This is a genomic window from Plantactinospora sp. B24E8 (assembly GCF_039871735.1).
Lineage (GTDB): Bacteria > Actinomycetota > Actinomycetes > Mycobacteriales > Micromonosporaceae > Plantactinospora.
Map to the genome: position 1 here is coordinate 156,609 of NZ_JBDPMH010000008.1, position 13,462 is coordinate 170,070.

Sequence of the window (13,462 nt, forward strand, 5' to 3'; positions counted from 1 at the left end):
CCTGCCCGCAGTCCTCGTTCAATTCGCGCCTGGTGGGAGTCGACGCTCATGCGTGGTACCGGTTTGCTGTCCCGGCGGTGGCACGGCCGTCGGACTCCGGTGAAGCCAGGTCGGCACTGGCGGCGTCGTAGCCGTACGGCGATCGTGCTGGCGCTCTCCGCGACCCTGGTCGCGACGAGTCTGCCCGCCGCCGCCTGGGCGGTGCCCGGGACCGGGATGGACCGCGACGGGATCCAGGTCGACCTGCCGGACATTCCGCGCAGCGCGCGGATCGGGCAGGACGAGAGTGCCGATCCGAACCTGACCACCGCCGAGGCCACCCCGGTGGTCCCGTACGAGCCGCAGGCCCTCACCCCGTGGCAGCAGGACAGCGGCGTGGTGGACCTGACCGGCGTCGAGGCCGGTGCCAGTCTCCCCGTCGACGACCTGCCGGTCGCCCTCGGCGTACCGGAGGGCGGTGATCCGGCCGCGGTCGCCGGCACCTGGACGATCGACCTCGCCGCCCCGGAGGCGTCCCAGACCGCCGGGGTGTCCGGTCTGATCATGAAGATCACCCCGCCGGCCACCGCCGACCCAGCCGGCGAGGTCGTGCTGAGCGTCGACTACACCGCCTTCGCCGACGTGTACGGGCCGCAGGCCGCCGACCGGTTCGGCGTGATGGTGCTGCCCGACTGCGTCTACGACGCCCCGGAGACCGGCGACTGCGCCCCCGGCGACGGCACCGGAAGCCTGGACCTCGCCCCCGGTACGGCACCCATCCAGCCGCTGCGCAGCGAGGTGAAGCTGGTCCCGGCCGCGCAGGCACCGGCCCGCGCCGCCGTCATCGCCGACGACCCCGAGGAGAACGAGGGCGACGAGGGGGACGGCGACCCCGAGGGTGACGGCGACGGCACCGGCGAGGGTGAGGGCGAGGACACCGACGAGGGCGAGCCCGAGCCTGAGGAGCCGGAACTGCCGGTCCGCCGGGTCGTGACCGGTAGCGTGCCCATCGGCTCGCTGCTCGGCGCCTCGACCGCCCGCGCCTCCGCCGCCGGCCCCGCGATCTCCGCCGCCGACACGTCGAGCGGCTCGGGTGTGGTCGGTGTGCTGGACACCGGCGCCTCGGCGGCCGGTGACTTCACCGCCACCCCGCTGCTCTCCTCAGGCTCCTGGGCCGCCGGCTCCTCCTCCGGTGCGTTCACCTACTCCTACCAGGTGCAGGTGCCGGAGACGGCCGGCGGGCTGATGCCGAGGGTCGCGTTGTCGTACTCCTCGCAGTCGGTGGACGGCCGGACCTCGGCCACCAACAACCAGGCCTCCTGGATCGGTGACGGCTGGGACTACAGCGCCGGGGCGATCACCCGCAGCTACGCCAACTGCCGGCAGGACTCGAAGAAGTCGGGCTCGAACAACGCGAGCCACCGCACCGCAGACCTCTGCTGGGGCTCCGACAACGCCACCCTTTCCCTCGGCGGCCTGACCACCGAACTGGTCAGGGACAAGACCACCGGGGTCTGGCACACCGCGAACGGCGACGGTTCCCGGGTCCAGCTGGAGACGGACACCAGCCTGGCCAACGGGGACGCCGACGGCGAGTACTGGATCGTCACCACCCGGGACGGCACCCGCTACCACTTCGGTCGGCACCGCCTGCCCGGGTGGTCGGACCGGGGCAGTGCGGCCGACGACCCGGTGACCAACTCGGTGCTCACCGTGCCGGTGTACGGGAACCACCCGGACGAGCCCTGTTACAAGGCGGGCAACTGGGCCGGCTCCGCCTGCACCCAGGCCTGGCGCTGGGGTCTCGACTACGTCGAGGACGTCCACGGCAACGCGATGAGCCTGTGGTGGGCCAAGGAGACCAACCACTACGCCCGGAACTTCAACTTCAAGGACCCGGTCGGCTACGACCGGGGCGGCTACCTGACCCGGATCGACTACGGGCAGCGCGCCACCACGGTCTTCTCGGCGGCGCCCCTGGCCCGGGTGAACTTCACCGTGGCCGAGCGCTGTTTCGCCGAGGGCTCGACCACCTGCACCGACGCCAACTTCGGCAGCAAGGACCCGAACAAGTACCGGATCTGGTACGACACCCCGGCCGACCTGAACTGCGTCGCCGACAAGCAGTGCTGGAACGCCGGGCCGGCGTTCTTCTCCCGCAAACGACTGGACAAGATCACCACCTCGGCGCAGCGCCTCCCCGGCAACACCGCGCTCCAGGCCGTGGACGACTACCAGCTCACGCAGTCGTTCCCGATCCTGCGGACCGGCCCCAACACCGCGCTCTGGCTGGAGTCGATCACTCGTACCGGCTACGGCCGCAACGGCACGACCGACGCCAGTGTCCGGCTCAACCCGGTCCGGTTCATGGCCAACGCCGAGGACATGCCGAACCGGGTCAGAAAGGACCACCGGCCCGGCTTCTCCCGGCTGCGCATCGCCCGGGTGGTCAACGAGTACGGCGGCGAAACGGTTGTCACCTACAAGCAGCCGACCGGCGACTGCCGTACCGGCACAGGCCTGCCCGGCAAGGGCGACACCGCCGAACTGAAGGCGAACAACCGACTCTGCTACCCGTCGTTCTGGCACCCCGACCCGGCGGTCGAGGACATCGACTGGTTCCACAGGTACGTCGTCGAGAGCGTCGAGGAACTGCCCGCCGTCGACGGCGCGTTCGGCACCACCACCCGGTACGGGTACGCGAACCCGGGGTGGCGGCTCGCCGAGCAGGAGTTCACCAAGAAGAGCACCCGCACCTACTCCCAGTTCGCCGGCTTCGCCCAGGTCACCGTCCTCACCGGAGCGGACGACCCGGACATCGGCAGTCGGCGGACCAAGTCCGTCACCCGGTACTTCCGGGGCATGGGGGACAGCGTCTCCGTGGCGGACATCACCGGCGCCGAGATCGCCAAGGACCGGGAGCCGTTCGCCGGCCGGGTCGCCGAGGAACTCACCTACTCCAGCGCGGGCGACGCCGACGCCGACTGGCTGACCCGCAGCGTGACCTATCCGGAGGCCAGGGAACTCGCCCGGCGGGACCGGGACGACGGGCTGACCCCGCTGCGTTCCTGGCGGGTCACCGAGCCGCGCCAGGTGGCGTACGCCCGATCCTCCGGCACCGGCGACGACCCGCGCCTGCTGCGGATGGTCGAGACGAAGACCACCTTCGAGACCACCCACGGCCTGCCGACCCACGTCGAGGTCCTCGGCGACACCGGACGGACCGGCGACGAGTCCTGCACCCTCCTCGAGTACCACCACCACACCGACAAGAACATCATCGGGCTGACCAAGCAGACCCGGACCAGCCCGACGACCTGCGCCGCCGCCACCTTCGACAACCTGACCACACTGAGTGGCGCCAGCCAGGTCGCCTACGACGACCGGGCGTACGGGGTCGCCCCGTCCGGGGCGGACCGGGGGCTTGCCCGGCAGACCTGGTCGCTCAAGGCCGACGGCTCCGGGTTCCAGTCCGACGGCAGCAGGACCTTCGACAACATCGGCCGGGTCAAGTCGGCCACCGACCCGGACGGTCGGACCTCCAAAATCACCTACACCCCCGACGTCGGTCAGGCGTTCAGCGTGACCGAGGAGAACTCGCTGGGGCACAAGCAGACCCAGGAGTTGGATCCGGGCCGCGCCCACGCGGTCAAGACCACCGACCTCAACGACCGGGTCAGCGAGGCGAGGTTCGACCCACTGGGCCGGCTCGTCGAGGCGTGGGGTCCGGGTCGCACCCCGTCCGCCGCTGCCGTGCCGGACTTCCGGGCCGAGTACGCCGTACCGGCCGGGAAGCCGCCGTACATCACCACCTTCAGCCGCGGGCACGAGAACCGGGTCCAGACCTCCGTCACCATCTACGACGGTCTGGGCCGGGAGCGGCAGAGCCAGGTCGAGGCGGTCGGCGGCGGTCGGCTGATCACGGACACGCTGTACAACAGCTCCGGCGAGGTGTGGCAGACCAACAACGCGTACCTCGCCGACGGTTCCCCGGTCGGCACGTTGTTCACGCCGCTCGCCGACACGGCGGTGCCGAACGCCACCCGGTACACCTACGACGGCCTCGGCCGGGTCACCCGGGAACTGCCGATCCTGCGTGGCGAGGAGATGCCGGGACGGGCGACCAACTACAGCTACGGCGCCGACTTCTCCACGGTGTTGAACCCGACCGGGGCCGCCTCCTACCGGATCTTCACCGACGGGCTGGGCCGGACCAGCCGGGTGGACACCTTCACCGACGCCGCCCGTACCGAGTTCACCTCGATGGGCTACCAGTACGACACCCGGGGCCGGCTGGTCCGGGCAGCGCACTCCGCCGACCCGAACCGCCCGTGGACCTGGGCGTACGACCAGCGTGGCCGGCCGACCACCTCGACCGACCCGGACGCCGGGGCCACCCGGATGACATACGACCACCGGGACCGGCTGCTGACCACCACCAACGCCCGGGGTGTCACGGTCTGGAACGGCTACGACGAGCTGTCCCGGCCGAAGCAGCAGCGGCTCGGCGACAGCGGCGGCGCCCTGCTGGCCGAGTACACCTACGACACCGCCCCGGGCGGCAAGGGCCTGCCGGCGACCGCCACCCGGTACACCGACGGACTGCCGTACACCCAGACGGTCGGCGGCTACACCACCGACTACCAGCCGACGTCCACCACGCTGACCCTGCCGCCGGCGATCGCCACCACCTGGGGCCTCCAGACGTCGTACACGTACAACTACGCGTACACCGACACCGGGCTACCCGAGTCGACCTCGCTGCCCGCCGTCGGCGCCCTGCCCGCCGAGAAGATCGTCGCTCGGTACAGCAAGGACGGGCTGCCGCTGTCGGTCTCCGGCACGGACTGGTACGGCTCGGAGACGGTCTACTCCCCGTACGGTCAGTTGCTCCGGTCCACGCTCGGCGCTCAGCCGTACCGGGTCTGGGCGATGGCCAGCTACGACGAGGCCAGCGGGGCGCTGACCAGCCAGCAGGTGTACCGGGAGCAGGTCGGCGACACCGCCGTCGCCGCCGGCAACCTGGTCTCGCAGCGCTCCTACGCGTACGACGACGCGGGCAACGTCACCGCGATCCGCGAACACTCCACGAAGATCGCGGAACGCCAGTGCTTCACGTACGACCCGATCGGCCAACTGCGGACCGCCTGGACGGCCACGAACCAGGAATCCTGCGAGGGTGGCCCGGTCGGCTCGGGTGGTGCGGTCAACGTCGCTGCCGGCACCGACGGCTCCGGCTACTGGCAGGAGTACGAGTACGACCTGCTCGGCAACCGCACGAAGCTGGTGGAGCGGGATCTCACCGGTGACACCGCCAAGGACGCGGTGAGCACCTACGACTACGGCAAGGCCGACGGCAGCCAGCCGCGGACGCTGACCAAGGTGACCAAGAACTACCGCACCCCGCAGGGTGCGGAGGTCACCGCGGTGGCGGAGCGGCTGTACGAGCTGACCGGCGAGACCAAGTCGGTCACCTCGGTGGAGAACGGTGACCAGCAGACGTTCACCTGGACGTACGACGGCCAGATCGAGCGGATCACCGGCCAGGGTGGCAAGGGCATGTCGCCGTACGTCGGCCTGGCGAACAAGTGCATCGACCTTGCCGGCGGCACCCTGGCGGCGGGTGGGGAACTGCGGCTCTACCCGTGCAACGGCACTCCGGCGCAGAAGTACACGTTCACTCCGGCTCCGAACCAGAGCAACCCGAACCTGGGCACACTGCACGCGTACGACAAGACCTGGTGCGCGCAGCCGGCGGCGAACACCGCCGGGTCGGCGTTCGGGATCCAGAAGTGCGATGGCTCGGCGAACCAGCGGCTGGAGCGGACCGCGGCGGGGCAGCTCAAGCACACCGCCTCCAACCTCTGTGCCGCGGTCAAGGACGGCGCGACGGCCAACGCCACACCGATCGTGCTGGCCGCCTGCGACAACGCCGCGACGGCGCAGAAGTGGCAGGCACAGGACGAGACCCGGCACATCTACGGGCCGGGCGGCAGTCGTTTGCTGACCATCCAGGGGCGGCAGGCCACCCTGAACCTGGGCGAGGCCCAGGTAACCGTCCAGCAGGGCGGGACACTGGTCAACACCCAGCGTTCGTACCCCGCGCCGGGCGGCGTGATGATGCGCTACCGGCACCCCACCGCCGGATCCACCCTGGTCGCGGTCGCCGGTGACCACCAGGGCAGCCCGTACGCCGAGGTCTCCCTGACGACCGGGATGACGATCCGGCTGCGCAAGCAGGACCCGTTCGGCAACCAGCGTGGTCCGGCGTTCAACATGCAGGGCAACACCGGTTTCCTCGGTGCGCTGCGGGACGACTCGTCCGGCTACACCCCGCTCGGGGCCCGGCTGTACGACCCGCAGGTGGGCCGGTTCCTCTCCGCCGACCCGGTGCTGGACCTGACCGACCCGCAGCAGAACAACGGCTATGCGTACGCCCACAACAACCCGGTGACGCTGTCGGACCCGACCGGTCTGTCGGTGTCGCTGACCGCCTCAGAGATGGCGGCGGCGCTGGCCGGGGCAGGGCTGTCGGCGGCGCAGGTCGCCCAGGCGCAGGCCACCATGGGTCGCTCGCTGATGTCGGTGATCCTCGATTCGGCCTGGTACATGCTGAAGGAGTTCATCGGCATCAACGACGCCATGGCCTGCTTCGGCGGTGACATGTGGTCGTGCGGCAGCCTGATCCTGGACGCGATCCCGTGGGGCAAGATCGCCAAGATCCCGGGCGTGATCCGGGCCATCGACCGGACGATCAACGCGATCCAGGCGTGGCGGGCGGCGAAACGGGCCGCCGAGGCGGTGCTGGCTGCGGCTCGGGCAGCGGAGCAGGCGGCCTTGACCGCCAAGAAGCTCGCCATCGAGCGGGCGAAGCGGGCCGCGCAGTTGGCGAAGAAGAAGGCCGCAGAGAAGGCCAATACGACCAGTAACAAGGCCGTCAACAATACGAAGAAGACCGGTAACCCGGAGCAGAAACAGGCCCAGGCCAAGTCCAACCCGAGAGGATCCTCCGCCGGCAGCGGTGGGAAGTCCGGCGGTAGCGGATCGAAGCCGGGTGGTTCCTCAGGCGGCTCCTCGCGCGGCAGTGGTGGCGCCAGCGGCGGCGGTGGCACTGGCAAGGCTCGCGGAGGCTGCGACAGCAGTTTCGTACCCGGCACGACGGTCCTGATGGCGGACGGTTCGACGAAGCCGATCGAGGACGTGGAGCCGGGCGACAAGGTTATCGCCACCGATCCGAAGACGGGGCGACTCCAGGTGGAGACGGTCGCCGCCGCGATCAAGCGTGACAGTGCCAAGCACCTGGTGAGGCTCGTCGTCGACATCGACGGCGAGCGGGGAGCGGCGTCGGCCGAGATCACCGCCACCGACAACCACCCGTTCTGGGTGCCGGAGTTGCGTGAGTGGACCGAGGCCACCGACCTGCGATCTGGTCAATGGCTCCGGACCAGCGCCGGCACCGAGGTCCAGATCACCGCGATCGAACGCCGGATGGTCGCGGAGGCCACGGTCCACAACCTCACCATCGCGAACATCCACACGTACTACGTGGTCGCTGGCGACCGGTCAGTCCTGGTGCACAATTGCCCGAGCGATCCGATCCAGCCTCGGAAGGTGTTCCGGATGGGTGAGAACGGCGCGGACGACAGCAAACAGCCGGAGATTCCGGTGGGCTCCTGGCAATCGGACGGATCGAATCTGGCCGATGGTGATCACTTGTTCGTCGTCATGCGCGACGGAACCGTCCGATCCATGCCTCACGACCGGGCGGACACCTACGGCAGTTGGGGTGCCGGGCATTCTAGCCTCGCAGAGAAGCAGCCGGTGTTCATGGCAGGGAACCTCAAAGTCAGCGGTGGCCAGATCGTCGGATACGACAATCAATCGGGTCACTATTGGCCAAACAACTTCGCCGGCTATATGCCGGTCAAGGACGTGGCCTCCGAGGCCCTGACGGCCAACGGCTATTCACTTGCACCAGGAGCAGTTTGGCGCGACGCGAGAATGGGGCAAGGAAGGAACTAGTCCAGTTGCTTCCGGTCGTTGTAGCCTGCCATCCGTCGCACGGGACAGGGCGACGGGTGGCAGATCAACGATCTGCTGAACAACGAGCAGGGGAGGTCGCATGGAGTTCGAGGTCCTCCTTCGCCGGCTGACGGATGTGCGCGGCTGGAAGGCCGCAGCCGTGGTCCGGGATGTCGGCGGCGACATCGCGGCGCCCGAAGCGTTGCGGCGTCTCGCCCCCATGTTGGGCTGGCACGCCGCAGATCTGTTCGTGTTGGCGGGCCAGGACCTACCCGCCGATCTTGCTCCCACGGATCCCAAGGCTGACCCGGGCAGGATCGCCTGGGACTACGTCGCCGTGCCGCCGGCGCGGCCGGTCCTGCTCGCCACTGCCCGTGCCATGCCGCAGCAGCCACTGGTAGGAATGCTCCCCCCGCCGCGTTGGCCCGTCCCCGACGACAGGGCAAGGGCAATCATCGGCCGGCTGTTGCACTATCGCAACTTGAAGGGCACGTCCCCTGCCGAGTTGCTGCTCTACTCGGGCGGCCCGTACCTCTCGCGACCCACGGTCAACCAGATCGCCTTCGGAGGCAGGGCGCTTGACCCGCAGCTCGTCAGCGCGTTCGCCCGCTTTCTCGGAATACCTGTCGGTGACCTTGCCGCGTTGTGTGCGGTCGATATGACCGAGGAAATCCCCGCGCCCGCGTACTCAGCCGGTCTTGCCGAGCTGATGTGGGAAGGCCGGCGGCTGACCTCCCAACAGCTTCAAGAGCTCGTGGCGCTGGGGCACGATCTACGCCACCGCTTCGACGCCGAACTTGACGAAGGAGTCCGCTGTCATTGCGGCCGGGACCACTAATAGTTCGCCTTAGGGTGACTGGATAGGTCTCTGAATCGAGGCGCGTGGGAGCCGGTGGCCAGGCTGGACGTGGCCGGCATGGATTCGAAGGTGCGACTCCCGAACGGATTTGGGGGCGTCAGTTGTCGGACAAAACGTGCGACGCTGTGCGTACGGCGCTGCGCGGCTAGGCTGGTCTGAGCAGAATGTCCCGCTGAGGGGGTGAGCCGGATGGCCCAGGCCCCTTTCGCGTCCGAGCCGTCGTTCGACGTGCTGCGGTGGCGTGACGAGCCGTGGACCGCTCAGCTCGCCCTCGACCTGTTGCCGGAGACCAACGGCCCCAAGGTTGAGGTCCTGAGCGGAAGCGTGATCGTGACCCCCCACGCCGGAATCGATCATCAGTCTGTCGAACGTGAACTGCCCTACCTGGTGCACCGCGCGGCGCGGCGGGCCGGGTTCTGGGCCTATCCCGAGATCAACGTCGTCTCCGGCGACGATCTGTTCATTCCGGATCTTGTTGTTCTCCGTCGATCTGGCGGCGGCCGAAGCGCGGTGCCGATCGCGGAGGCGGTGCTGCTCGGCGAGATCGTCTCGCCCGGCAACCGGCGTAAGGACATCATCGACCGGCCCCGCGAGTACGTCGCCGCCGGCGTGCCGTTCTTCCTCCGCGTCGACCTGCGTAATCGGGTGCCCTCGATCGCCCTGTTCGAGTTGGCCGACGGCGAGTACCGCCCGGTCGCCGCCGCTGCCGCCGGCAGCGTCTTCGAAATGCGGCAGCCGTTCCCGTTCTCGGTCGACCCGGCCGACCTTCTCGACGAGGAGGCCCCGCCGGACGAGGGCGAGCAGGCCCCGCCGGACGAGGGCGAGCAGGCCCCGCCGGACGAGGGCGAGCAGGCCCCGCCGGACGAGGGCGAGCAGGCCCCGCCGGAGGGTGCGGAGGAAGCCGGGGGAGAGGGCTGAGGGCTCTCAGCGGGCGTTCAGGGGTGATCGGGGAGAATGTCCGGGTGAGTTCCCCGCGTGAGATCGTCCTGCTCGGTTCGACCGGCTCGGTCGGCACCCAGGCCATCGACATCGTCCGGCGCAACCCCGACCGGTTCCGGGTGGTCGCCCTCGGTGCCGGCGGCGGCAACGTCGCCCTGCTCGCCGCCCAGGCCCTGGAGTTGGAGGTCGAGGCGGTCGGGGTGGCCAAGGCCTCCGCCGCCCAGGACCTGCAGCTCGCCTTCTACGCCGAGGCGGCGAAGCGGGGCTGGTCCAGCGGCGACTTCAAACTCCCCAAGATCATCGCTGGTCCGGACGCGATGACCGAGCTGGCCGAGTGGCCCTGCGACATCGTGCTCAACGGCGTGGTCGGCTCGCTCGGCCTGCCGCCGACCCTGGCCGCGCTGCGCGCCGGGCGTACCCTCGCGCTGGCCAACAAGGAGTCGCTGGTGGCGGGCGGGCCGGTGGTCCGGGCCGCGATGCGGCGACCGGACCAGATCGTCCCGGTCGACTCCGAGCACTCGGCGCTGGCGCAGTGCCTGCGCGGCGGGACCCGGTCCGAGGTACGTCGCCTGCTGCTCACCGCCAGCGGTGGGCCGTTCCGGGGCCGGAGCCGGGACGAGCTGACCGGGGTCACGCCGGATCAGGCGCTCGCCCACCCCACCTGGAACATGGGTCCGGTCATCACGATCAACTGCGCGACCCTGGTGAACAAGGCGCTCGAGGTGATCGAGACGCACGAACTCTTCGGGGTGCCGTACGACGATATCGACGTGGTGGTCCACCCGCAGTCGATGATCCACTCGATGGTCGAGTTCACCGACGGCTCGACGCTGGCCCAGGTCAGCCCGCCGGACATGCGGTTGCCGATCGCCCTCGCCCTCGGCTGGCCGGAGCGGGTCGCCGAGGCCGCCCCGGCGGTCGACTGGACCACCGCCCAGAGCTGGCAGTTCCTGGCCCTGGACGACGACGCCTTCCCCGCCGTACGGCTGGCGAAGCAGGCCGGGACGTTCGGGCGCTGCCGTCCGGCGATCTACAACGCGGCGAACGAGGAGTGTGTGGCCGCCTTCCTCGCCGGCCGGCTGCCGTTCCTCGGCATCGTCGACACGCTCGAGCGGGTCCTCGACGCCGCACCGGATTTCGCCCAACCGGGTACCGTCGAAGAGGTGCTCGCCGCCGAATCCTGGGCGCGGGCCCGTGCCCAGGAGATCATCGCGATGGCGGTGGAAGGAGCCTGATGCTGTACCTGCTCGGGGTGGTGGCGTTTGCCCTGGGAATCCTGATCTCGGTGAGCCTGCACGAGGCCGGGCACATGCTCGTCGCCAAGCGGTTCGGGATGAAGGTGACCCGCTATTTTGTCGGTTTCGGGCCCACCGTCTGGTCGTTCCGCCGGGGTGAGACCGAGTACGGGATCAAGGCGATCCCGCTCGGCGGCTTCTGCAAGATCGTCGGGATGACTCCGCAGGACGACGACGTCGACCCGGCGGACGAGCCCCGGGCCATGTGGCGGCAGCCGCTCTGGAAGCGGACCGCGGTGATGGCGGCCGGTTCGGTGGCGCACTTCTGTCTCGCGATCGTCACGCTCTGGTTCGCCGCGATCTTCATGGGCCTGCCGAACCCCGACTACCCGACGACAAGCGAGCAGATCCGTAGCGAGCCGGCCCGGATCGAACTGGCCCCCTGTGTGGTCCCGGAGAACGTCGCCCGGGCCTGCCAGCCCGGCGACCCGGCCAGCCCGGCCGCCCAGGCCAGCCTCCGCAACGGCGACGTGATCACCGCGGTCGGCACCCGCCCGGTGGCCAACTGGGGCGACATGCTCGACGCGATCCGGGCCACCCCGCCCGGACCGGTCCAGGTGACGTACGTCCGGGACGGCGTCTCCCAGACCTCCGAGGTCAACCTCGCCTCGGTGCAGCGGCCGTCGCCGGACAAGCCGGACGGCCCGGCCGCCCCGGTCGCCGCGCTCGGGGTCGGACTCGGCACCCCGTCAATGATCAAGTACAGCCCGGTCGGGGCGTTCGGCGCGACCGCCGACTTCACCGGCACCATGGCCGTGAACACCGCAAAGGCGCTGCAGCGGATCCCGCAGAAGATCCCCGCCCTCTGGAACGCGATCACCGGCGGTGAGCGGGACGTCGACACCCCGATCAGCGTCGTCGGGGCCAGCCGGCTCGGCGGCGAGGCTGTCCAGCACGGCCTCTGGGAAGTGTTCGTCCTGCTCTTCGTCTCGCTGAACTTCTTCATCGGTGTCTTCAACCTGCTGCCGCTGCTGCCGCTGGACGGCGGGCACATCGCCATCGCCTGGTTCGAGCGGGCCCGGTCGTGGATCTTCGCTCGACTGGGTAAACCCGACCCGGGGCGGGTCGACTACTTCAAGCTGATGCCCGTAACGTATGCGTTGATCCTGATCGGTGGCGCTTTCACGCTGCTGACCATCACCGCCGACGTGGTGAACCCGATTACGCTGATCCAAAGGTGAGTGCAGAGTGACCGCAGTCAGCCTCGGCATGCCCGCCGTACCTCCGCCGCCGCTGGCGCCGCGGCGGTCGAGCCGGCAGATCATGGTCGGCTCCGTACCGGTGGGTGGCGGCGCACCGGTTTCGGTCCAGTCGATGACCACCACCCTGACCGCCGACGTCAACACCACGCTGCAGCAGATCGCCGAGCTGACCGCCAGCGGCTGCCAGATCGTCCGGGTGGCGGTGCCGTCCCAGGACGACGTGGAGGCGCTGCCGGCGATCGCGAAGAAGTCGCAGATCCCGGTCATCGCCGACATCCACTTCCAGCCGAAGTACGTCTTCGCCGCGATCGACGCCGGCTGTGCCGCCGTCCGGGTCAACCCGGGCAACATCCGGCAGTTCGACGACAAGGTCAAGGAGATCGCCAAGGCGGCGGGCGACGCCGGGGTGCCGATCCGGATCGGGGTGAACGCCGGCTCGCTCGACAAGCGGCTGCTCGCCAAGTACGGCAAGGCGACCGCCGAAGCGCTTGTCGAGTCGGCGCTCTGGGAGTGCTCGCTCTTCGAGGAGCACGGCTTCCGGGACATCAAGATCTCGGTCAAGCACAACGACCCGGTGGTGATGATCCGGGCGTACCGGCAGCTCGCCGAGCAGTGCGACTATCCGCTGCACCTCGGGGTGACCGAGGCCGGTCCCGCCTTCCAGGGCACCATCAAGTCGGCGGTCGCCTTCGGGGCGCTGCTCGCCGAGGGGATCGGGGACACCATCCGGGTCTCGCTCTCCGCGCCGCCGGTCGAGGAGATCAAGGTCGGCAACCAGATCCTGGAGTCGCTCGGGCTGCGCGAACGCGGCCTGGAGATCGTCTCCTGCCCGTCCTGCGGCCGGGCCCAGGTCGACGTATACAAGCTCGCCGAGGAGGTCACCGCCGGTCTGGAAGGACTGCCGGTGCCGCTGCGGGTCGCCGTGATGGGCTGCGTGGTGAACGGGCCGGGCGAGGCCCGGGAGGCCGACCTCGGAGTCGCCTCCGGCAACGGCAAGGGCCAGATCTTCGTCAAGGGCCAGGTGATCAAGACCGTGCCCGAGGGTCAGATCGTCGAGACCCTGATCGAGGAGGCGGTCCGGCTCGCCGACGAGATGGGCGCCGAACTGCCCGAGGAACTGCGCGACCTGGTGGCCAAGCCGGTCGTCACCGTGCACTGAACGCACT

At 69.7% G+C, this 13,462-nt stretch carries 6 protein-coding genes; all 6 read left to right on the plus strand.

Annotated elements, in window-relative coordinates:
* The first annotated feature begins 48 nt into the window (after positions 1 to 48).
* The 6 genes from ABGB21_RS15385 (at position 49) to ispG (ending at position 13,455) form a co-directional block, all read left to right on the plus strand.
* Positions 49 to 8,001, plus strand: coding sequence for a ricin-type beta-trefoil lectin domain protein (locus tag ABGB21_RS15385; RefSeq protein WP_347678263.1), 7,953 nt, complete (start codon positions 49 to 51; stop codon positions 7,999 to 8,001).
* 100 nt (positions 8,002 to 8,101) lie between these two features.
* A complete protein-coding gene (locus tag ABGB21_RS15390) occupies positions 8,102 to 8,839 on the plus strand; it encodes a hypothetical protein (protein ID WP_347653887.1) in 738 nt (245 codons plus the stop codon).
* 210 nt (positions 8,840 to 9,049) lie between these two features.
* Entirely contained in the window at positions 9,050 to 9,778 is a 729-nt protein-coding gene (locus tag ABGB21_RS15395; RefSeq protein ID WP_347678265.1) for a Uma2 family endonuclease, read from the plus strand.
* A 44-nt stretch (positions 9,779 to 9,822) separates the two neighbouring features.
* Positions 9,823 to 11,034, plus strand: coding sequence for a 1-deoxy-D-xylulose-5-phosphate reductoisomerase (gene dxr / locus ABGB21_RS15400; protein ID WP_347678267.1), 1,212 nt, complete (start codon positions 9,823 to 9,825; stop codon positions 11,032 to 11,034).
* Positions 11,034 to 12,275 (plus strand): site-2 protease family protein, encoded by a 1,242-nt coding sequence (locus ABGB21_RS15405; protein WP_347653891.1) that lies wholly within the window; start codon positions 11,034 to 11,036, stop codon positions 12,273 to 12,275. The genes dxr and ABGB21_RS15405 overlap by 1 nt, the downstream gene beginning before the upstream one ends.
* 7 nt (positions 12,276 to 12,282) lie before the next feature.
* The gene (ispG, locus tag ABGB21_RS15410; protein WP_347653892.1) at positions 12,283 to 13,455 is read left to right on the plus strand and encodes a flavodoxin-dependent (E)-4-hydroxy-3-methylbut-2-enyl-diphosphate synthase; all 1,173 of its coding nucleotides are present in this window, start codon (positions 12,283 to 12,285) and stop codon (positions 13,453 to 13,455) included.
* Positions 13,456 to 13,462 lie beyond the last annotated feature (7 nt).

Excerpts from the sequence above, each read along its gene's own strand:
- ABGB21_RS15385 (WP_347678263.1), top strand. The coding sequence starts at position 49 with ATGCGTGGTACCGGTTTGCTGTCCCGGCGGTGGCACGGCCGTCGGACT.
- ABGB21_RS15390 (WP_347653887.1), top strand. The coding sequence starts at position 8,102 with ATGGAGTTCGAGGTCCTCCTTCGCCGGCTGACGGATGTGCGCGGCTGG.
- ABGB21_RS15395 (WP_347678265.1), top strand. The coding sequence starts at position 9,050 with ATGGCCCAGGCCCCTTTCGCGTCCGAGCCGTCGTTCGACGTGCTGCGG.
- ABGB21_RS15405 (WP_347653891.1), top strand. The coding sequence starts at position 11,034 with ATGCTGTACCTGCTCGGGGTGGTGGCGTTTGCCCTGGGAATCCTGATC.